Here is a 21,037-nt window from a genome sequence, read left to right on the forward strand (position 1 = left end):
TATTCTCTGGCCGAGGAGAAAACCACATGGGCCTGACCTCGCTGACCATCACCCTTCCCGACGACATGGCGCAGGCGCTGAAGGACAGGGTAGCGTCCGGAGAGTATGCGTCGGAGAGCGAGGCGATCTGCGACAGCCTGCGCCAGCTCGATATTCTCGATCTCGACGACACAACCCTGCTCGCGGCGGTCAAACCCGGATACGACGCCTATCTCGCGGATCCGGGCCGCGCCCTCCCAGCCGAAGAAGTCTTCGACGGACTGGCCGCGCGCTATCGCACCCGTAAGCAGCACCAGACCAGCAAATGAGGCGATTCGACCTCGTCTTCCTGCCGGAAGCGAGGGACGATCTCGATTCACTCTATGCTTGGATCGCCGACCAGAGTGGCGAGCGTGTCGCCGACCACTTCATCGCGCGCCTGCGGTCATTCTGCTTCAATCTAACGTTCGCGCCTGAACGCGGCCAACGACGCGACGAGCTTCTGCCGGGCCTGCGCCTCATCGGCTGTCGCCGACGCGCCACGATCGCTTTCACCATCCGGAGGGACGCGGTCGTGATCCTTCGCATCGCCTATCGCGGGCGCGATGTCGATGCGTTGTTTGCACCGGCCGCACGGCCCTGATCAGTCTCAATTCCCCATCCGGTCGCGCCATTGCCGCTCTCCGGCGAGGCAGGTGGCGTTGTTGCCGCCCGTGGCCTGCGCCTTCTGCACCAAAGCCTCGCCGTCACGAGGCATCTCGGCGATCTCGCGGATCAGTTTGGTGCGCGTCGCATCGACGAACTGGTGGCGTTCGCGAATCGGGATCACGAAGGCGCCGATGCCGGTGACGACGCAATCCTTGTAGTAGATGTCGAGATTGTCGATGTCGAAATAGCTCGCCTGCTTCAGCATCACCGGCAGGCCGTTGATGCTGATGCCCTTCGCGGCGGCCTCGTCGCGGGCAATAGTGACCGAACGCCCATCATTGTTGGCGCCGTCGCCGGAGATGTCGATGACCTTGCGAAGCGGCGTGACATTGGCCTGCTCCAGCAACTGGACGCCGAGGTCGATCGCCGCCGAGATCGAGGTTCGGCGGCCTCGGCGCGTCTGCGCCTCGCCGAGTTCCTCCGCGAAGGCCATGGCGGACTGGGGCGTATCGATAATGGTCCAGGGCTTGACGATGTGCTGGAAATGGCCGCCGGCCCATTCGAAATAGGTCACCGCGATCTTGCCGATCGCGCCCTTGCCGATGGCGTCGTGCAACTGCTTCGAGCGGAACGCCTCGATATAGCCGTTGCGCTGCAAGGCGAGCTCGTCGAGATCCATCGAGAACGACACGTCGACCGCGAGCACCAGCGCGACATCGACCTCCTCGGGCGGGGTCGTGGCCTGCTGGGCGTTGGAGGCCGCACCGGTCCATAGACCCGCTGCCGCCAGACTCAAGAGACCGTACAGCCAACGCCGCATCGCCACCTCCGTCATCTTATCGCAACGGAAGTGTGCGCCCGCTTTCGATTCGTTCCAAGGGCGAATACTGGGCAGCGGCGCCGATTATCGCGCCGTGCGACGACGCTCGACGATGGCGATGGCGGCAGCGGCCGCCTCCTCGACGGTGAGCGCAGAGGTATCGAGGATCACCGCGTCATCGGCGGCCTTGAGGGGAGCATCGCTGCGGCCGGAATCGCGGGCGTCGCGTCGGCGGATATCGGCGAGGATGCCCTCGAACGTGGCAGTCTCGCCGCGCCCCGCGAGTTCCTTGTGGCGTCGCGCGGCCCGCACCTCCGGCGTCGCGGTGACGAAGAGCTTGGCCTGCGCCTGCGGGCAGATCACCGTGCCGATGTCGCGCCCGTCGAGCACGGCGCCGCCAGCCTGAGCCGCAAATTGGCGCTGGCGCGCGATCAGCCCGCTGCGCACAGCCGGCATGGCGGCGACGACGGAGGCCGCCTCGCCGATCTCGCGGCCGCGCAGGGTATCCTCGGCAAAGGCGCTCTCCTCGAAGATCGAGACCAGGCTGGCCGCAGCGTCCGGGTCGCGGATGTCGTGGCCGGCATCGAGCATCGCGCGGGCAACCATGCGGTAGAGCAGGCCGGTGTCGAGATAGGGCAGGCCGTAATGCGCCGAGAGCCGGCGCGCCAGCGTGCCCTTGCCGGATGCCGCCGGCCCATCGACGGCAATGACGAGCCCCGCCGGAGCTTGTTCGCGGCTCATGCCAGTTCGCCTCCCAGGCCATTCATCAGCGCGATGAAGCTCGGAAAGCTCGTCGCGATCATCGCGCCGTCATCGACCTGCATCGGCTTTCGTGTCGCCAGCCCCATGACCAGGAAGCTCATGGCGATGCGGTGGTCGAGATGGGTCGCGACGATGCCGCCGCCGGCCACCGCTCCGCCCAAGCCTTCGACGACCAGATCGTCGCTCTCGATCGCGCAGGTCACGCCGGCCGCCTTCAGCCCGGCCTCGACCGCCGCCAGCCGATCCGATTCCTTGACGCGCAGTTCCTGGAGGCCGCACATGCGCGTGGTCCCGGTCGCGAAGGACGCAGCCACTGCCAGCACGGGATACTCGTCGATCATCGAGGGCGCCCGCTCGGGCGGCACGACGACCCCCTTCAATGCCGAGGCCCGCACCCGCAGCGTCGCGACCGCCTCGCCACCCTCATTGGCCTGGCTCTCGATGGTGATGTCGGCGCCCATCTCGCGCAGCGTGGTCAGGAGCCCGCTGCGCAGCGGGTTGGTCATCACGCTCTCGATCAGGATGTCGGAGCCCGGCACGATCAGTGCGGCGACCAGCGGGAAGGCGGCCGAGGACGGATCGGCGGGGACGACGATCGGCGCGGCCTGCAATTCCGGCTGACCCTTCAGCACGATCTTCCGGCCGTGCACGCCCTCGGGCGTCACGACGACATCGGCGCCGAAATGGATCAGCATCCGCTCGGTGTGGTCTCGCGTCGCCTCGGCCTCGATCACAGTGGTCTCGCCGGGCGCGGCGAGGCCAGCCAGCAGCACCGCCGACTTGATCTGCGCCGAGGCGACGGGCGTGCGGTAGGTGATCGGCAGCGCCTCCTTCGGCCCTCGGAGAGTGAGTGGCACACGCCCGCCCTCGCCTTGCGAGACGATCACGGTCCCCATCAGTTCGAGCGGATCGAGGATGCGCCGCATCGGGCGCTTGCGCAGCGAGGCGTCGCCGTCGAAGGTCGTGGTGATCGGATGGGCGCCGCAGACGCCCATCATCAGCCGCGAGCCCGTGCCGGCATTGCCGAAATCGAGCCGGTCCGCCGGTTCACGCAAGCCCCCGACGCCGACGCCGCGAACACGCCAGGCGCCCGGCCCGTCATGATGCACGATCGCACCCAGGGCGCGGGCGGCATCGGCCGTGCGCATCACGTCCTCGCCCTCGAGCAGGCCGGTGATCGCGGTCTCGCCGATGGCGAGCAGCCCGAAGATCATCGCCCGGTGCGAAATCGATTTGTCGCCGGGCACGCGGACGCTGCCGGCAAGCGGGCCGCGACGGCGTGCGGTGACGGGAACGGGCATGTGCGCGTGAACCACGATGGGTAGACTGCCGGCTGGTCTATCGGGAATGGCGTGCCCTAGCACGCGCCCCGGCCATGCGTCACGTCCGGGTTGCAGGGCCGAGGCGCCGGGCAGGGCAGCCTAAATGGGCTGCTGCAGTCCAGTTCCGGCGCGCTCGCGTGAAATGAGCATTTGACAGCGCCGCCTGCCCCGACTAACGGACGCGCCTGCTTTTCAGAACATGAATGATTGAAGGTCCGACGCAGTGGCGAAACCGGAACTTGGAACGAAGCGTGTCGACCCGGTGACGGGCCGCAAATTCTACGACCTGAACAAGGACCCGATCGTCTCGCCTTACACGGGACAATCCTATCCGCGTTCGGTGTTCGAGCCGCAGGCGAAGGCGGCTGCCGCCGTCGCGGCCAAGCCCGCCGATGACGAGGATGAGGTCGAGGCTGCCGACGAGGCGGTCGAGCTCGTCTCGCTCGACGAGGCCGATGCCGAGGCGAGCGAGAAGGAAGCCGTCGTCACCAGCGAGGACGACATCGAGGTCGAAGACGATGTCGCGCCCGATGATGACACCTTCCTGGAAGAAGACGAGGAAGGCGACGACGACGTCGCCGACCTGATCGATGGCGACATCGAGGGTGACGAGGACGTCTGAAACCGTCCACAGGCGGGCGCAAAAAGCGGGCCCTAAAGAGAATGACGACCAGGCGACAATCGGCGCTTGAGTCTTCCGCCGCTCCCGCCTATAGAGCGCTTCGCCGCTGACGCAGCGACCGGGCGCCGATCCAAACCATCGCCAGATGGCGAGCGGAACGGAACCGGAAAGACCCCGGCTGACCCCCAAGATCAGCCGGTTGAGACGTGGGGCCATAGCTCAGTTGGGAGAGCGCTTGAATGGCATTCAAGAGGTCGGCGGTTCGATTCCGCCTGGCTCCACCATCTCCACCCTCAGCAATTCCGTCGGTCATGCAGGGCGCCTTTTGGGGCGCCCTTTGTTTTTCGGTGCGGGCCTGCCGCTCTGTCCGTTTGGGGGAGCCGTCCTGGCCGGCCCTCGGGTAACCTTATCGACATCCGCTCGACCTGCGCGGCAGCATCGGTTGCAACATCATCGGGAAGTACGCCCGGGATTGGCCGCGCGAATCTCGGCGGCAATCGCCGCCCCGGTAGCCTTTGGGAGGTTTGAAGACCGGGGCGGCGAGGTTTGAGCCACGAGGCTTGCGACTCGTACATCTGTCGGCCCAGCCGACCGACAGGTTCACGCTGGACCGCAAATATTTCCGACCCGCATCACGCCACCCGCTCCAGTCCGACGTCGAACGGCGTCAGCGCCACCGCACCCGTGCGGATGCTGACCAGCGTGTTGCAGGGCAGGGCCTGCCAGCAATCGCGCGATGCGTCGACCGGCTCCGAGGCGACGACGACGCTCTCGCCGCGATCGCAGAGGTAAAGGCTCGGTGGGCGCGAATCGGAGGACCAGCGCACCGCGTGGATCGTGTCGCCGTCGGCGATCGCCGCAGCGCAGCGCAGCGGCTCCTGCGTGCCGGACTGGCGCATCAGGTCGAGGGCATCGCCAAGAGCGGAGGCCAGTGCCGCGCCTGGCGCAAGCCCGCTCTCGATGCGCGCCAAGGTGAGCAGGAACAGCGCTTCGGAATCGGTCGTGCCGACCCGGGCCGAATAGAGCGAGTCGGGAATCAGCGCCTCGAGCCTGCGCCGGATCAGGCCATAGCCGCCGATCTGGCCGTTATGCATGAAGAGGTGCCGGCCATGGGCGAAGGGGTGGCAATTGGCCCGTGTCGTCGCCGTGCCGGTCGCGGCCCGGACATGGGCGAAGAACAGATGCGAACGCACCTGCCGCGCGATCGACAAGAGGTTCTCGTCGGACCAGGCGGGACGGACCTCGCGATACTGGCCGGGCTCGGGCCTGTCGCCATACCAGCCCACGCCGAATCCGTCGCCATTGGTGCCCGTCTTGGCCTCCGTCGCATGCAGCGACTGGTGGATCAGCGAATGGCAGGGCGCGGCGACGAGGTCCTCGAGGAAGACCGGAACGCCGGAATAGGCAAGGAAACGGCACATGTACGGTGTCCGAATCAGGCGCGGCGGATGCCGCGTCGAGAAGATTATTCTCTGATCGTGAACAACGACACAACGCAGGGCAGCCGCCCGGACGGCCGGCGGTTGCGGGTCCTATAGCCGTCGTATAACCCTCCTTGCCAAGGGGATGGCGGAAAGACCGCCGAACATGGCGGCACGCATGCTGGGATTGGGCTGGGGATGGCTTTGACAATCGGTCTGAAGCGGATCGGCGTGGTCGTCGCCGGCTGTCTGGCTTCGAGCGCGGCGCTCGCCGCCGGAGATATCGGCGGGGCGACGCTCGGCGTCGCCTGGGCATTGCCCTTCGCCGGCATGCTGCTGTCGATCGCGCTCGGGCCGGTCCTGTTTCCGCATCTGTGGGAGCTGAACTACGGGAAGTTCGCGGCTTTCTGGGCCATGCTGGTGCTGGTTCCGCTGGTGCTGTTTCGCGGTTTCGATCCGACGCTGGGCGCGCTGCTGCACACCGGCCTGCTCGACTACGTTCCCTTCATCATTCTGCTCTTCGCCCTGTTCACGATCGCCGGCGGCATCCTGATCATGGGCAATTTGCACGGGACGCCTGCAACCAACACCGTCCTGCTGGCGATCGGAACCGTGCTGGCGAGCTTCGTGGGAACGACCGGCGCGTCGATCATCATGATCCGCCCGGTGTTGCGCGCCAATGATTCCCGCCGCCACAACGTCCATGTCGTGGTGTTCTTCATCTTCCTGGTCTCGAACATCGGCGGCTCGCTGACGCCGCTGGGCGATCCGCCGCTCTTCCTCGGCTTCCTGCGCGGCGTCTCCTTCTTCTGGACGACGACGCATCTGCTGCCCGAGACCGCCTTCGCCGTCGCCGCGCTGCTGGCTCTGTTCTTTGCGCTCGACAGCTGGCTCTACCGCAAGGACGAAGGCCTGCCGCCTCTCAAGGATCCGACGCCCGATCGTGCCATCAAGCTCTACGGCAAGGTCAATATCGCGCTGCTGGGCGGCGTCATCCTCGCCATCCTGATGTCGGCGAGCTGGAAGCCGGGCATCGTCTTCGACGTGCGCGGCATCCAAGTCGAGCTGCAGAACCTCGTGCGCGACGTGATCCTGCTGGCGCTGGCCGGGATTTCGCTCAAGCTGACGCCTGGCCCCGTGCGCGCCGGCAACGAGTTCAGCTGGGGCCCGATCAAGGAGGTCGCCAAGCTCTTCGCCGGCATCTTTGTCTGCATGATCCCGGTTCTGGCGATGCTTCAGGCCGGCCGGGATGGCGCCTTCGCTTCGCTCGTCGCGCTCGTCAGCAACCCCGACGGCAGCGCCAATACGGTCGCCTATTTCTGGCTGACCGGTATCCTGTCGTCGTTCCTCGACAACGCGCCGACCTATCTGGTCTTCTTCCAGCTGGCGGGGGGCGATCCCGTGCAGTTGATGACGACCGGCGCGCTGACGCTGACGGCGATCTCGGCCGGCGCCGTCTTCATGGGCGCCAACAGCTATATCGGAAACGCGCCAAACTTCATGGTCTACGCCATCGCCAAGGACCGCAAGGTCGCGATGCCGAGCTTCTTCGGCTACATGCTCTGGTCAGGCGCGATCCTGATCCCGCTGTTCCTGCTGCAGACGGTGATCTTCTTCCGGTAGGCCGATCGGGGCCGCCGGTTTGGCCGGCGAGGCCCCGTCGATTGCTCAGCCCGCGACCTTCAATGCCTTGCGCGCATCGGTCGCGCTCGTCTCGCGGCGGCCCTTGGCAGCTTCCATGTCGAGGCTGACCATGAAGTCCGAGATGCGCGGGGCGATCTCGGAGCGGAAGCGCGAGCCGTTGAAGACGCCGTAATGGCCGACGCCCTTCTGAAGATAATGCACGCGCTTGTCGTCGGGGATGTTCGCGCACAGATCGTGAGCGGCCTGCGTCTGGCCGACGCCGGAGATGTCGTCATTTTCGCCTTCGACCGTCATCAGGGCGACGCGGCGGATTGCCGTGCAGTCGACCGGCTTGTCGCGATGCATCATGGTGCCCTTCGGCAGGCCATGCTCGATGAAGACGGTCTCGACCGTCTGGAGATAGAACTCGGCGGTCAGGTCCATCACCGCGAGATATTCGTCGTAGAAGTCGCGATGCTTCTCGGCGGAGTCGCCGTCGCCCCGGATCAGATGCTTGAACATGTCGTGATGGGCCGTGACATGGCGGTCGAGATTCATCGCCATGAAGCCCGAGAGCTGCAGAAAGCCGGGATAGACCTTCCGGAACGCTCCCTGCAGCGGGAACGGTACGGTGGTGATGCAATTGCTGCGGAACCAGTCGATGCCGCGATCCATCGCGAGCTTGTTGACCGCAGTCGGCGAGCGGCGCGTGTCGATCGGCCCGCCCATCAACGTCATCGAGCGGGGCGCGCAAGGATCGGCCTCGGCCTCCATGCGGGCGATGGCGGCGAGCACCGGCACGGCAGGCTGGCAGACCGCCATGACATGCGTCTCCGGGCCCAGCATCTGCAGCATGGCGATGACGTAGTCGATATAGTCGTCGAGATCGAAGCGTCCGGCGGAGAGCGGCACGACGCGGGCATCGGTCCAGTCGGTGATGTAGACCTCATGCCCGGGCAGGAAGGCCTCGACCGTGCCGCGCAGCAGCGTGGCGTAGTGGCCCGACATCGGCGCGACCAGCAGCACCTTCGGCTGCGGCTTGCGGCGACCCTCGATCTTGCGGTCGAAATAGACCAGCCTGCCGAAGGGGCGCTCCCAGACGACGCGCTCCTCGACCGCTGTCTTGACGCCGTTGATCGTCGTCTCGGAGAGACCGAAGGCCGGCTTGCCATACCGTCGCGTGGTGCGCTCGAAGAGCTCGCAGGAGGCCGCGATTGTGCGGCCCATCGGCGTATAGCTCAGCGGATTGGCGGGGTTCTTGAAGGCCAGATGCATTGCATCCGACATGCCCCTGGCGGGGCTGAGCAGCATGTGAACTGCTTCGAAGGCATGGTAGGCGAACGACATGGGAGCCCCATTCATGCTGTGTCAGAGTCCTTCTGGCGCCGCAGCATCCGATGCCGCGCCGCAATAGAACGCACCGTATGCCTAATTTGTTCTCATTCAACCCTGCAAAGGGCTAAGAATTCCCGCCGACGCCGATATGCCACAGATGATGGCCCCTGCCCGATTGCTTCGACCGATGCCTGTCGCCTCATGAGTCTTGTTCGATCATGACCTTTCCGGATGTCTCGACACCCGTATTCGGCCGCGCCAACCGCCATCTGCGGCTGGACACGCTGGTCCGGCTGCGCTGGCTCGCCATCGCCGGGCAGAGCCTGGCGGTCGCAGGCGTGCATTTCGGACTCGGCTTCCCGCTGCCCTTCGGCTGGTGCTTCACCGCCATCGCGGTCTCGTCCTGGCTGAACATCGCGCTGCGCATCCGTTTTCCGCTCAGCCACCGGCTGCATGCCGGCCCCGCGACGGCCTTGCTCGCCTTCGACATCATTCAGCTCGCGGCCCTGCTTTACCTGACGGGGGGCCTGCAGAACCCGTTCTCGATCCTGTTCCTGGCACCGGTGATGATCTCGGCCACGGCCCTGCCGCCGCAGCGGACGCTGGTGCTGGGCGTGCTGGCCATCGCCCTGGCGACCCTGGTCAGCATTGTCCATCTGCCGCTGCCCTGGGCCGGGCCCGACCGGCCGGTGCTGCCGCCCTCTTACCAGATCGGGAGCTGGGCCGCGCTCGTGCTCGGCCTCGGCTTCACCGGGATCTACGCCTGGCGCGTGGCCAAGGAGGCGCGCGACCTCTCGGACGCGCTCGCCGCCACCGAACTCGTCCTGGCGCGCGAGCAGCATCTGTCCCAGCTCGACGGCCTGGCCGCCGCGGCCGCCCATGAGCTCGGCACGCCGCTCGCCACGATCGCGCTCGTCGCCCGTGAATTGTCCCGGCTGGCGCCGCCGGAGGGCGAGATGGCAGAGGACATCACGCTGCTGCGCGAGCAGGTCGAGCGCTGCCGCAGCATCCTCGGCAAGCTCGCATCGCTGCAGGATGACGATGCCGGCCCGCTCGACCAGCTCTCCTTGCGCCTTCTGATCGAGGAAGCGGCCGGCCCCCAGCGTCCCTTCGGGGTGCCCTTCGAAATCGTGATGCGCGGCGAGAAACCCGAGCCGGTCTGCCGGCGCAATCCCGGCATGATCTATGGCCTCGGCAATATCGTAGATAACGCAGTCGATTTCGCGCGCTCGACCGTCGCCATCACCGCGCAATGGGACCAAGCCCATGTCATGCTCACGATCGCCGATGACGGTCCGGGTTTTCCGCCTGACGTCCTGCTGCGGGCCGGCGACCCTTACCTCACCCATGGCGCCAATGAGAGCCGGGCCGGCGGCGGCCTCGGCCTCGGGCTCTTCATCGCCAAGACGCTGCTCGAACGCGGCGGTGCGCTGATGGAGTTCTCGAATCTCGCCGCGCCGGCCAGCGGAGCGTCCGTCCGGATGACCTGGCCTCGCGAGGTGTTCGAGGCGGATCTGCCACAACCCGGGCCTGTAAACCCGGAACCATCGATACCACATGGGGTTAGCTGATGGACGCGCATCCCGGATGCGTCGCGGCGGAAGCTGCGCTAATGGTCCTCCGGGGAACGCCCGGCGGGAGGAGAACATGATGCAGGATACGCTGATCGAGACCGCCCCCACCCTTCCGGCTGCGGACATGTCGCTGCTTCTGGTGGACGACGACAAGCCGTTCCTGACACGCCTCGCCCGCGCCATGGAGAGCCGCGGCTATTCCGTGCGCATGGCCGAAAGCGTCGGTGCCGGCCTTGCGGCGGTGGACGAATCCGCTCCGGCCTTCGCCGTGATCGACCTGCGTCTCGCCGACGGCAACGGCCTCGACGTCATCGCCCGGCTGAAGGAACGCCGCCCCGATGCGCGCGGCATCGTGCTGACCGGCTATGGCAACATCGCCACCGCCGTCAGCGCGGTGAAGCTCGGCGCGTTCGATTTCCTCGCCAAGCCGGCCGATGCCGACGAGATCCATGCCGCCCTGGCCGCGGCCCGCGATGCGAGGCCGCTGCCGCCCGATAACCCGATGTCGGCCGACCGGGTCCGCTGGGAGCATATCCAGCGCGTCTACGAGCTCTGCAACCGCAACGTCTCCGAGACGGCGCGGCGGCTGGGGATGCACAGGCGCACGCTCCAGCGCATATTGGCGAAGCGCGCGCCGCGCTGATCACACCGGCGGTGGGTTGATCTGCCAGATGCCCTCCTGACGAAGGGCCAGGCAGGCATAGGACGATAAGCTGTCGGCGCGCTTCCGGAGCCTGTGCCGGCCTAAGCAGGCGGATCCTCCATCAGCGCCAGCCGGCCCGCTGCCAGCTTGGCGAAGGCGATGGTCAGGGCCTTGCGCCGTGCCGGCGCCAGCGGGTGGCGCGGCGGCGCGCGCAGCAGATGACCGCCATAGGCGTCGGCGACGATCAGCCCGACATCACCGGGCAGGACCTCCTGGGGAAATTCCGGCGCGACCGCGAAAAGGAAACCGTCGCAATAATCGCGGTAATCCGGCCATTTGCCGTCGACGCGGTAATCCTCGATGCCCGACTTGACCTCGACCACCAGCAATTCGCCCGACGGCGAGAGCGCGACGATGTCGCCGCGCCGGCCATTGGCGAACGTCATCTCCTTGACGATCGCATAGCCACGCTCGCGCAGATGCCGGCCGGCTCCACGGCAGACGGCACGGGTGATGTCGGGCCGCGCGGGCGGCGGGTTGAGCAGGGGGCTGGCGACGGGCATGGCGTCATGTTCCCTCTTTGTGCCGATCAAGACAAGGGCTGAGGCGAGAACCGCAGGTTGAAAACGGGCTCCCGCTTTCCGGCGCCATGCTCTAGGAAGGCACAAAGCCGCCACGGTCCCCGCCCGCCTTGCAGATCGCTCTCGCGCCCCTCCTGATCCTGCTTTCGGCCGCTGCCATCTCGGCGCTGCTGTGCGTGCTGCTGCGGCCGCTCTTGGAGCGCTATGCGCTGGCGCGGCCCAATGCCCGATCGAGCCATCGCGTGCCGACGCCGCAGGGCGGCGGCATCGCGGTTCTCGCCGGCGCCTTCCTCGCGATCGGGCTGGCCTTGCAGGCGCTGCCGCCCCTGCCGGGGGCCGCCGGCCTCGGCTTCGTCATCGCGGCGAGCGTGGTGCTGGCCGGCGTGGGTGCCTGGGACGATATCCGGCCGCTCTCGGCCGGTCTGCGGCTCGGGCTGCAGGCGCTTTGTGTCGCCGTGGTGATCGTTTATGGCGCGCCCGATGCAAGACTATTTCCGGAATTGATGCCGCTCGCGGTCGAGCGCTGCCTGGCGCTGCTCGCCGGGATCTGGTTCGTCAACCTCACCAATTTCATGGACGGGATCGACTGGATCACGATCGCCGGTTTCGTGCCCCTGACCGGCGCGCTGGCGCTGGCCGGCAGCGCGGGTGTGATCGATCCGGCGTCGGGCCTGCTGGCGGCTGCGCTGTGCGGCGGGCTGATCGGCTTTGCGCCCTTCAACAAGCCGGTGGCGCGGCTTTTCCTCGGCGATGTCGGCTCGCTGCCGATCGGGCTGCTTGGCGCCTATCTGCTCTTCCGGCTGGCGGATACCGGCGCGCTGACGGCCGCGCTGATCTTGCCGCTCTACCATGTCGCGGACGCGACGATCACCTTGCTGCGCCGGTTGGCCCGCCGCGAGAAGGTCTGGGAGGCGCATCGCTCGCATGTCTACCAGCAGGCGACGACCAACGGACACAGCGTGCTGAGCGTCGTCACGACCGTCGCGCTGCTCAATCTGGCTCTGGTCGGCCTGGCAGCGCTCAGCATCACGATGCCGGACGCAGCGGTGCAATGGACCTGCATCGCCGCAGCGATCCTCCTGACCGCGCTCGTCATGCGCCGCTTCTCGCTAAGGTCATCCGCCTCGTGAACGGAGAGCGCGTCCTCGTCACCGGTGCTGGCGGCTTCATCGGGCCTCATGTCGTGGCCGCGCTGAAGGCATCCGGCTATCGCGTCCGCGTGACGCGGCGATCAGCGGGCCCTGGTCCCGACGGCATCGAGGCCGTCGTCACCGGGGATCTGACCTCCCCCATCGATTGGAGCCGGGCGCTCGACGACGTCCAGCATGTCGTCCACCTCGCCGGCCTCGCCCATGCCGGCCCCGGCCTCGACGAAGCTTTGTATCGACGCATCAATACGGATGCGACGCTGGAACTGGCGACGGCCGCCTATCGCGCGGGCATCGCGCGCTTCGTCCACATCTCCTCAATCAAGGCGCAGAGCGGTGCTTTCGACGGGCCGCCGCTGCGCGAGAGCGACACGCCTGCGCCCGACGACGCCTATGGGCGCTCGAAGCTCGCAGCCGAACAGGGGCTCGCCGGGCTCGACCTGGACTGGGTCTCGCTGCGCCCCGTGCTGGTCTATGGGCCGGGCGTGAAAGCCAATATGGCGGCGCTGCTCAGGCTGGCAAGCCTCCCCGTGCCGCTGCCGCTCGGCGCGCTGACCGCGCCGCGCTCGCTGCTCGCGGTCGAAAATCTCGCGGAGGCCGTGCTGTTTTCGCTGTTGCCGGGGTGCCCTGTCCGCCGCGCCTTCATCGTCGCCGATCCCGAGCCGATCAGCGTGGCCGGTATCCTGACCGCCTTACGCGCGGGGCTTGGTCGCGGGCCGGGCCTGGTCCCCGTGCCGGCCGGTCTCCTGCGGCTGGCGGCACGTCTTGCCGGTCGCGAGGACGCCTTCGTCAAGCTGAGCGGCAGTCTCGTCGCCACGCCCGAGGGGCTGGTCAGGGCAGGCTGGCGGCCGCCGGTCGAGACGAAGGTTGCGCTGGCGCGGCTGGCAGCGTCTTCTGGCGCTGGCTGAAATCGGGGATCGCCTCGTCGAGTACGGCGTCGGCCGCTTCGCGATGATCGGCCTTCAGCGCCGCCTCCAACCGGGCGAGCCAGGCTTGCAGCCGGGCGCGGTTGGCGAAGACGGGCTTGGCCGCCATGACACCGTCGAGGCCGGTCTCGGCCATCGGCTCGTCGCGGGCGAACAGGATTTCGTTCAGGCGCTCGCCCGGCCGCACGCCGGTGACCGCAATCTCGATATCCTCGCCCGGCTCGAAGCCGGCAAGCCGGATCATGCGTTCGGCCAGATCCATGATCCTGACCGGTTGGCCCATCTTGAGCACATAGACGGCGGCGCGCTCGGCCTCAGGCCCATCCGAGCGGGCATGGGAGGCGGCGGTCAGCACGAGGTCGCAGGCCTCGCGGATCGTCATGAAATAGCGGATCATGTCGGGGCTGGTGACCGTCAGAGGCCCGCCGCGCGCGATCTGCGCCTTGAACTTCGGCACGACCGAACCGACCGAGCCGAGCACATTGCCGAAGCGCACGGCCACGAGCCGCATGCCGGCGGCGGCCGCGACGAACTCGGCGTCGCGCGACTGGGCATACATCTCGGCGAAGCGCTTCGTCGCGCCCAGCATCGAGACGGGCTCGATCGCCTTGTCGGTCGAGATCAGGACGAAGATCTTCGTGTTGGCGGCGATGGCCGCATCGGTGACGTTGACCGAGCCGAAGATGTTGGTCTTGATGCCCTCGCTCCAGTCCGCCTCGAGATAGGGCACATGCTTGAGCGCAGCGGCATGGATGACGATGTCCGGCTGGAACGCCGTGAACAGCGGCGTGATCCGGGCACGATCGCGCACATCGGCGAGCGCGCCGGAGACGACCGTGTCATGCGCCTGGGCGATGAGCTGTTCGGTCACCTGGAACAAAGCGGGCTCCGAACTCTCGACGATCAGCAGTTCGGCGGCACCGAAGGCAGCGCAGCGCAGACAGATCTCGGACCCGATCGAGCCGCCGCCGCCGGTGACGATGACGCGCTTGCCCTTCAGGAAGGCGCCGAGCCGGTCGCGGTCGATCCGGACAGTCGAGCGCACCAGAAGGTCCTCGATCTCCAGCGGAGCGAGTTCCGTATCGCGCACGCCCTCGCCGAGCGTCTCGATCCGCGAGATCGGCAGAGACAGCTTGCGCGTACGGGCCAGCCATTTGTCCGGCTCGGCCTCGGGCAACAATGCGCTGGGGGTCGCGACGATGCGGCGGAAGCCTTCGCCGCGCTCGGCAGCGTCTCCGGCGATACGCTCGATGTCCGCAAGCAACCCGAGCACGGGCACGCCCCGGATCGACTGGCCGAGATCATCGATGCGCGGCGACAGGATGCCGGCCGGCCGCAGCTTGCGCATCGTGCCGGCCTCCATGGCGCGGATCACCATCTCGACCTCGAAGCCGCGCCCGAGCAGCAGCGCCGGCAGGGCGGCCTCCCGGGCTGCATTCCGGCGCGAGCGGGAATATTTGAAATAGCGATAGCCGAGCCGCGGCCCGCCGAGCAGCGAGACCTGCACCAGCCAGTACAGCGCGATCGTGATCTTGCCGAAATAGAAGGCGCCGTAGAAATTCGGCGCGACCAGGACATAGTCGACCACCAGGAGCGTCAGCGTCAGGATCGAGACGGCCCTGACGATGTTCGACAGGTCCGGCAGCGAGGCAAAGCGCCATTTCGAGCGGTAAAGCGAGAAGAACCAGTAGACCAGGCCGGCATAGAGCACGAACACCGGCAGGAAGCGCGGCAGATAGCGCAGGTGTTCGTCGAGCTGCCAGCCCTCGAACCTGATGACGAAGACGAGCCAGATCGCGAGCGCCGTCACCACGAGATCGTGGACGATGACGGCGAGCTTCTTGAAACTTTGCTTGGGGAGACTGGCCATGACAGGCGGGGTATCCCGCTCCCTCGGCGGCTTGTCAACGCGACGCGGCAGCCGACAGCCCGACGCGCGCGTCAGTTTTCCGCTTTCGGCTGCTCCAGAGCCGCCATGATGAAGTCGATCATCTCCTCGGCGGTCGGGCCGGGAATGCGCTCGCACTGTGCCATCAGCAGGGGATGCTGAAAGCGGAGCATGGCCGTGCGGATGCATTGCGTGGCGGCGACCGGATCGAGCGCGCGGAACTCGCCATTGGCGATGCCCTCGGCGATCACGCGCCCGAGCAGGGCATCGAAGCGCTCGATATGGCCGAGGATGGCGTCCCAGCTCTCCTCCATCGCCGCGCAGACCATCTCCTGCATGCGATGCTGGTCGGCAAAGCGAGCCTGATTGATCCGGTGCGCCGTCAGCAGCATCTCGCGCAGGCGGCTGCCGGCGCTCCGCTGCTCCGCGATGATGAGCGACAGCGATTCCTCGAGCTCGCCCTTGAAGCGCGCCAGCACCGCCTCGTTGATCGACTTCTTCGAATCGAAGAAGCGATAGACATTGGCCGGGCTCATGCGCAGCGACTTGGCGATGTCGGCGACGGTCGTCTTCTGATAGCCGATGTCGCGAAAGAAGCGCTCGGCCGTATCGACGATGCTCTGCCTCGTGTCGCGCTCGGGAAGACTCACGGCTTTGCCTGTTTATGTTGTATTGGCGGCTTTCGGCGGGAACAGATCGCTATGACGAAATTCGTCATTCGTCAACATTTTGGCAGATAAGGTCTTTAGCCAAAATCTCCTGCCGCATGCGGTCACTGCATTGATCTGTATCAAGCGGCCGGGTGGCGACGCCCGGATGCGCTGAACCGCCCGGTTGCTGAACGCCTCCCGAGAGGTCCTGTTCCTCCTGCGGCGGTCGGTCGCTGCCTTATCCCGGCAAGGAGCGGCTGCGCGCCAGCGCCAGAATCGCGTCGATGTCGAGATGGCATTCGAGATGAGCGGCGAGCCTGTCGAGCGTCGCTTCAACGTCATCGTCATAGCGCAGGCGCGAGGTGGCGCCGCCACCGCCGATCTGCGCAAGCCAGGCGGCGCGGACCGAATCCGAGGCGAATACGCCATGGAGATAGCTGCCGGTGACACGTCCGTCGGGGCTGGCTGCGCCCTCCATCCTGTCTGCGACCCGAAACGGTGCGCGCGCCACGTCGGCGCCATCCGTCGCGCCGAGATGGATCTCGTAGGCACGGCCGAGCGATGCGCTCGCCACATGGACGAAATCGACCTCGCGCACGGTCTTGTCGCCTTCCAGAACGGTCTCGACGTCGAGCAGGCCGAGACCATCAGCCTCGCCGGCCGGCCCTTCCAGGCCCAGCGGATCGCGAACCACGCGGCCGAGGATCTGGTAGCCGCCGCAAAGCCCCAGGATATGCCCGCCGCGCCGGCGATGCGCGCGGATGTCGATATCCCAGCCCTGCGCCCGCAGCGCCGCGAGGTCCCTCAGCGTCGTCTTCGAGCCCGGCAGGATGATCAGATCGGCATCCCCCGGCAGGGCCTGGCCGGGGGCGGCCATGACGAGATCCACGTCCGGCTCGAGCTTCAGAGGGTCGAGATCGTCGAAATTCGCGATGCCGGGCAGGATCGGCACGGCGATCTTCAACCGTGCCCCCGGTTTGGCGGCGCTCGCGCGCAGATCGAGGCCGTCTTCGGCCGGCAGGCGCGCCGCGGCTGCAAACCAGGGGACGACGCCGAGGCAGGGCCAGCCCGTCGCGTTTCCGATGGTCGCGACACCGTCGGCAAACAACGCGACCTCGCCCCGGAAGCGGTTGACGGCAAAGGCGCGGATCATGGCGCGGTCGGCCTCCTCCAGAACCGCATGCGTGCCGACGAGGCTGGCGATGACGCCGCCGCGGTCGATGTCGCCGACCAGGAGCGCCGGCACGTCGGCGGCGCGGGCGAAGCCGAGATTGGCGATGTCGCGGGCGCGCAGATTGGTCTCGGCCGGAGAGCCCGCGCCTTCCACGATGACGAGATCGGCATCGGCGCAGATGCGCTCGAAACTCTCCAGCACCCTGGGCAGGAAATCCCCGCGCCGGGCGAAATCGCCCGAGGCGAGATGTCCGGCGACCCGCCCCTGCAGGATGATCTGGCTGCCGGCCTCGCCTTCAGGCTTCAGCAGCACCGGGTTCATATCGACATGCGGGGGGATGCGTGCGGCGCGCGCCTGAAGCGCCTGCGCCCGGCCGATCTCACCGGCCGCCGTGGCTGCGGCATTGTTCGACATGTTCTGCGGCTTGAACGGCGCGACCTTCAGCCCGCGGTCGGCGAACAGCCGGCACAGCCCCGCGACGATCAGCGACTTGCCCACATTGGAGCCGGTGCCGAGGATCATGATGGCAGGTGTGCGGGGCTGGACCATGCGCCTGCTTATGCGTGGGGGATGCCCGGAGCAACCGGACAGCGCGTCGATCCTGCGATGTGGGAGAGGGTCACCGGTTCACGCCAAACCCACTACGCCAAAGGGGCGAAGTCGCAGCGGGCGCTCGTCGTGAACCGGCTTCGACCAATAAAGACTGATCGCTGATGAATGTCAATAATCATCAGTTCGTATTTTACGCGACCCGGCTTGCTCGCATTGGGCCATGCCAGACCGCGTGCGTCGCGCACGCCACCATGCTAAACGCGCGGCCAGTTTTCTCGGCTGCAGGCGACGACCCGCGATGAATCCGATTTTCTCCGCCCTTCCGACCAGCGTCTTCGAGGTGATGTCGCAACTGGCCCGCGAGACCGGCGCGGTCAATCTGGGGCAGGGCTTTCCCGATGATCCCGGCCCGCTCGACGTTCGTCAGAAGGCCGCCGATGCGGTGGTCAACGGCTGGAACCAGTATCCGCCGATGATGGGGCTGCCCGAGCTGCGCCAGGCCACGGCGGCGCATTACAAGCGCTGGCAGGGGCTCGATCTCGATCCCGACAGCGAGATCATGGTGACCTCGGGCGCGACCGAGGCGATCGCGGGCGCGCTGATGGCGCTGATTTCGCCAGGCGACGAGGTCGTGCTGTTCGAGCCGATGTACGACGCCTATGTCCCGCTGGTGCGCCGCGCCGGCGGCATCCCGAAATTCGTGACGCTGACGCCGCCGCATTTCGGGCTGAGCGAGGAGGCCCTGGCGAAGGCCTTCTCGCCCCGGACCAAGGCCGTGCTGTTCAACAACCCGCTGAACCCGACCGCGACGATCTTCAGCCCGGCCGATCTCGACCTGCTCGCCGCTTTCTGCATCCGCCATGATGCGGTGGCAATCTGCGACGAGGTCTGGGAGCATGTCGTCTTCGACGGCCACCGTCATGTCTCGATGCGGGGCCGGCCCGGCATGGGCGAGCGCACCGTCAAGATCTCGTCGGCCGGCAAGATCTTCTCGCTGACGGGCTGGAAGGTCGGTTTGGTGATGGCGGCGCCGCCATTGATGAGGGTGCTGGCCAAGGCGCATCAATACATCACCTTCACCACGCCGCCGAACCTGCAGGCCGCCGTTGCCTATGGGCTTGGCAAGGACGACAGCTATTTCGAGGGGATGCGGGCGGATTTCCAGCGCTCGCGCGACCGTTTCGCCGAGGGGCTCACCGGGCTTGGCTTCAGCGTGCTGCCGAGCGTCGGCACCTATTTCCTCAATGTCGACATTGCGGCGTTGGGGGAAAGCGATGATGTCGATTTCTGCAAGAGGCTGGTCACCGAAAACGGCGTCGCCGCGATCCCGGTCAGCGCCTTCTATGCGGAAGGCGCGGTCAAGACCGTCGTCCGCTTCTGCTTCGCCAAGCGTGACGCGACACTGGATGCGGCGCTGGAGCGGCTGGCCGACTGGCAAAGGACCCGTTCGGCGGCGTGATCCAGGAATCTGGGTTCAGCTCTTTCCCGTCACACGGGCCTTGCCCATTGCCTCGGCCATGCCGCCGGCGATCACGAGCTTCTTCTGCAACGCGGCGGCGTCGGCACTGTGGCCCGCCGAGCGCATCGCCTCGACGGCAGCGGCGATCTGCATGAGGGCCCGCTGTGCCAGCTCCCGATCCTGACGGCGCGCGGCGAGCTTCATCGACGCCAAACCCTGATCGGCCGAACTTTTCGCCCAGAGCTGCGGCGTCGTCTCGCGACGGCGCTCTTCGAGTGCCGACCCGAAGGCGGCGATCGCCTCCTCCAGCACCACGGGCTCGCTGTAGCGTTCGCCCATGGCCGCAAGCACACTGCCCATCTGATCCTGCAACTCGGCCCAGCGCAGCGGCTCCTGCGGGCGGTCCACCGCCTGGGCGACCCGATTGAAGCCGTTGAAGGCGCGTTCAAGCAAAGCGAGGTCGTTCTGGCGCTTGCCGAGTGCGGAGCGGGCACGCGAGATCAGATGTTCGGCCTCCAGCCAGCGCGCCTCGTCGCCCTTGCGGTCCCAGGCGGCCAGCGCGGTGGCGAACGCCGTGACCGCCTCCTCCAGCATGGCATCGTCTTCGCGGGTTTCCCCGAGGGTGACGGCGATCCGGCCAAAACGAACCTTCAGCGAGCGCCAGAGCGCCGGCGCCTGCTCGCGTCGGAGGTCCTCCAGCGCGGTGAGATAGCAGGATGCGGCCTGGTCGAGCAGCGATGGGTCATCGAGCAGGGCGGCAAGACCGGCCAGCGCGACGCCCAGCCGCTCCTGCACGGAGGCCCAGCTCACGGTCTCCTCGAAATTGTCGAGGCCGGCCAGGAGGACCCGATAATGCGTGATCGCGGCATCGAACCCGGACCGGTCGCCGAATTCCTCGCCCAGCCGCGCCAGCGCGTCGCCCTGGAACAAGGCCAGTTCAAGGCTGCGGGCGGGGTCCGCCAGGCCAACGATCGCGGAGGCTTCGGCGTAGCGCTTCGCCGCCTCGCGGCAGGATTGCGGCGCCAGATCGAGCTGGCTCACGGCGCCTCGGTCGGCGCGGGTGTCGCCGGTCGCGATCCGGCGTGCCGGCGGGAGATCCGAGAGATTGGTCAGTTCGCCGAGAATCTGCAGTTCGGCCTGGGCCAGCGCCTTGTCGACCTCGGCGAAGCTCCCGCTTTCGAGGGCAGCGGCGGCGCGCGACCGCCAGGCCGCGAGCGTGGTGTCTGCTACGGGAGCCGCAAGACGACGGCGCAGCACGGCGGCATCGGCTGCGCGACGCGTCAGCAGGCGTTCCAGCGCGACGAGATCGGCTGCGGCCGCGGCCTTCACCAGCGGTGCGGCCATGGCAAGCAGGATCGGCGGCGGCACGGAATGCCGCTTCGCAACGCGCGCGATAAGAGCCGCCAGATCGTCGGGCTTCGCCACGATAGTACCGTCCCCAGGCCCCCGCCGAGTCAGTCCAGTTTGGTCAGCCGGCCAACTATCGTGCAGCCGGCTGACACATGTCAGTGGGTTCGCAAGCGCGATCCACAGCGCATCGATTTATTTCGCGGCGATGGCCGCGATCTCGACCGTGAACTGCGGTGCTGCGAGCTTGGCCTCGACGGTGGCGCGGCCCGGCGTCTGGCCGGCGACGACCCACTTGTCCCAGACGGCGTTCATCTCGGCGAAGGTCGACATGTCCGCCAGCCAGATGTTGACCATCAGCAGCTTGCTCTTGTCGGTGCCCGCCTCGGCCAGAAGGCCGTCGATGATGCCGAGGATGTCGGCGGTCTGCTCGGCGACGCTCTTGCCGGCAGCCTCGCCCGCAACCTGGCCGGCCAGATAGACGGTGTCGCCATGGACGACGGCCTTGGCCATACGCGGGCCGGCGGCGATGCGCTGAATGCTCATGATGAAATCTCCTGGAA

The 21,037-nt window shown here is 67.2% G+C and carries 20 protein-coding genes and 1 tRNA gene; 10 read left to right on the plus strand and 11 right to left on the minus strand.

Translation table 11 applies throughout. From position 1 onward, the window contains the following. Positions 1-26 precede the first annotated feature (26 nt). Entirely contained in the window at positions 27-308 is a 282-nt protein-coding gene (locus AE618_RS17900) for a ribbon-helix-helix domain-containing protein (RefSeq protein WP_054210397.1), read from the plus strand. Continuing rightward, positions 305-622, plus strand: coding sequence for a type II toxin-antitoxin system RelE/ParE family toxin (locus AE618_RS17905; protein ID WP_054210398.1), 318 nt, complete (start codon positions 305-307; stop codon positions 620-622). Before AE618_RS17900 ends, AE618_RS17905 begins: the two co-directional genes overlap by 4 nt. A gap of 6 nt (positions 623-628) precedes the next feature. Here the strand turns inward: AE618_RS17905 and AE618_RS17910 are convergent, their stop codons facing one another. The 3 genes from AE618_RS17910 to aroA form a co-directional block, all read right to left on the minus strand. Further along, on the minus strand, positions 629-1,447 hold the full coding sequence (locus AE618_RS17910) for a DUF1194 domain-containing protein (RefSeq protein ID WP_054210520.1): 819 nt from the start codon (positions 1,445-1,447) through the stop codon (positions 629-631). 84 nt (positions 1,448-1,531) lie between these two features. Continuing rightward, complete coding sequence (cmk, locus tag AE618_RS17915; protein WP_054210399.1) at positions 1,532-2,188, minus strand: (d)CMP kinase; 657 nt, start codon at positions 2,186-2,188, stop codon at positions 1,532-1,534. Continuing rightward, complete coding sequence (gene aroA, locus AE618_RS17920; RefSeq protein ID WP_054210400.1) at positions 2,185-3,510, minus strand: 3-phosphoshikimate 1-carboxyvinyltransferase; 1,326 nt, start codon at positions 3,508-3,510, stop codon at positions 2,185-2,187. The genes cmk and aroA overlap by 4 nt, the downstream gene beginning before the upstream one ends. Before the next feature lie 244 nt (positions 3,511-3,754). Here aroA and AE618_RS17925 point away from each other — a divergent pair, with 244 nt between their 5' ends. Together AE618_RS17925 and AE618_RS17930 are read left to right on the plus strand one after the other, a co-directional pair. Beyond that, entirely contained in the window at positions 3,755-4,153 is a 399-nt protein-coding gene (locus AE618_RS17925) for a TIGR02300 family protein (RefSeq protein ID WP_054210401.1), read from the plus strand. A gap of 208 nt (positions 4,154-4,361) precedes the next feature. Then, positions 4,362-4,437, plus strand: a tRNA-Ala gene (locus tag AE618_RS17930). Positions 4,438-4,785: 348 nt separating this feature from the next. On the opposite strand, the gene AE618_RS17935 is transcribed toward AE618_RS17930, so the two are convergent. Continuing rightward, positions 4,786-5,574, minus strand: coding sequence for a class II glutamine amidotransferase (locus AE618_RS17935; protein WP_054210402.1), 789 nt, complete (start codon positions 5,572-5,574; stop codon positions 4,786-4,788). A gap of 198 nt (positions 5,575-5,772) precedes the next feature. Here AE618_RS17935 and AE618_RS17940 point away from each other — a divergent pair, with 198 nt between their 5' ends. Beyond that, a complete protein-coding gene (locus tag AE618_RS17940; protein ID WP_054210403.1) occupies positions 5,773-7,197 on the plus strand; it encodes a sodium:proton antiporter in 1,425 nt (474 codons plus the stop codon). A 45-nt stretch (positions 7,198-7,242) separates the two neighbouring features. Here the strand turns inward: AE618_RS17940 and AE618_RS17945 are convergent, their stop codons facing one another. Beyond that, positions 7,243-8,544 carry a polyhydroxyalkanoate depolymerase gene (locus AE618_RS17945; protein ID WP_082365371.1) on the minus strand — a complete coding sequence of 434 codons (1,302 nt, stop codon included), beginning with the start codon at positions 8,542-8,544 and terminating at the stop codon, positions 7,243-7,245. Positions 8,545-8,750: 206 nt separating this feature from the next. Here AE618_RS17945 and AE618_RS17950 point away from each other — a divergent pair, with 206 nt between their 5' ends. Then, positions 8,751-10,103: an ActS/PrrB/RegB family redox-sensitive histidine kinase gene (locus AE618_RS17950; protein WP_054210405.1), complete on the plus strand. Its 1,353-nt coding sequence runs from the start codon at positions 8,751-8,753 to the stop codon at positions 10,101-10,103. A 79-nt stretch (positions 10,104-10,182) separates the two neighbouring features. Beyond that, positions 10,183-10,749: an ActR/PrrA/RegA family redox response regulator transcription factor gene (locus AE618_RS17955; RefSeq protein ID WP_197280821.1), complete on the plus strand. Its 567-nt coding sequence runs from the start codon at positions 10,183-10,185 to the stop codon at positions 10,747-10,749. 101 nt (positions 10,750-10,850) lie between these two features. Here the strand turns inward: AE618_RS17955 and mmcB are convergent, their stop codons facing one another. Continuing rightward, positions 10,851-11,312 carry a DNA repair putative endonuclease MmcB gene (mmcB, locus tag AE618_RS17960; RefSeq protein WP_054210407.1) on the minus strand — a complete coding sequence of 154 codons (462 nt, stop codon included), beginning with the start codon at positions 11,310-11,312 and terminating at the stop codon, positions 10,851-10,853. Positions 11,313-11,446: 134 nt separating this feature from the next. Here mmcB and AE618_RS17965 point away from each other — a divergent pair, with 134 nt between their 5' ends. After that, positions 11,447-12,460: an MraY family glycosyltransferase gene (locus AE618_RS17965; protein ID WP_054210521.1), complete on the plus strand. Its 1,014-nt coding sequence runs from the start codon at positions 11,447-11,449 to the stop codon at positions 12,458-12,460. Next, a complete protein-coding gene (locus tag AE618_RS17970) occupies positions 12,457-13,386 on the plus strand; it encodes an NAD-dependent epimerase/dehydratase family protein (protein WP_054210522.1) in 930 nt (309 codons plus the stop codon). Before AE618_RS17965 ends, AE618_RS17970 begins: the two co-directional genes overlap by 4 nt. Here the strand turns inward: AE618_RS17970 and AE618_RS17975 are convergent. The 3 genes from AE618_RS17975 to AE618_RS17985 form a co-directional block, all read right to left on the minus strand. Continuing rightward, positions 13,310-15,274 (minus strand): nucleoside-diphosphate sugar epimerase/dehydratase, encoded by a 1,965-nt coding sequence (locus AE618_RS17975; RefSeq protein ID WP_054210408.1) that lies wholly within the window; start codon positions 15,272-15,274, stop codon positions 13,310-13,312. The two genes, AE618_RS17970 and AE618_RS17975, sit on opposite strands and share 77 nt — an antisense overlap. 71 nt (positions 15,275-15,345) lie before the next feature. Then, the gene (locus AE618_RS17980) at positions 15,346-15,942 is read right to left on the minus strand and encodes a TetR/AcrR family transcriptional regulator (RefSeq protein ID WP_054210409.1); all 597 of its coding nucleotides are present in this window, start codon (positions 15,940-15,942) and stop codon (positions 15,346-15,348) included. 238 nt (positions 15,943-16,180) lie between these two features. Beyond that, the gene (locus AE618_RS17985; protein ID WP_054210410.1) at positions 16,181-17,665 is read right to left on the minus strand and encodes a cobyric acid synthase; all 1,485 of its coding nucleotides are present in this window, start codon (positions 17,663-17,665) and stop codon (positions 16,181-16,183) included. A 301-nt stretch (positions 17,666-17,966) separates the two neighbouring features. Between AE618_RS17985 and AE618_RS17990 the strand changes: the two genes are divergently transcribed. Beyond that, positions 17,967-19,127, plus strand: coding sequence for an aminotransferase (locus AE618_RS17990; RefSeq protein WP_054210411.1), 1,161 nt, complete (start codon positions 17,967-17,969; stop codon positions 19,125-19,127). Between the two features lie 15 nt (positions 19,128-19,142). Here AE618_RS17990 and AE618_RS17995 read toward each other — a convergent pair whose 3' ends face one another. Together AE618_RS17995 and AE618_RS18000 are read right to left on the minus strand one after the other, a co-directional pair. Next, the gene (locus AE618_RS17995) at positions 19,143-20,552 is read right to left on the minus strand and encodes a hypothetical protein (protein WP_054210412.1); all 1,410 of its coding nucleotides are present in this window, start codon (positions 20,550-20,552) and stop codon (positions 19,143-19,145) included. A gap of 117 nt (positions 20,553-20,669) precedes the next feature. Next, positions 20,670-21,020, minus strand: a complete 351-nt coding sequence (locus AE618_RS18000; protein ID WP_054210413.1) for a RidA family protein — start codon at positions 21,018-21,020, stop codon at positions 20,670-20,672. Positions 21,021-21,037: the final 17 nt, after the last annotated feature.

The sequence above is a fragment of the Allobosea vaviloviae genome, assembly GCF_001298265.1.
Lineage (GTDB): Bacteria > Pseudomonadota > Alphaproteobacteria > Rhizobiales > Beijerinckiaceae > Allobosea > Allobosea vaviloviae_B.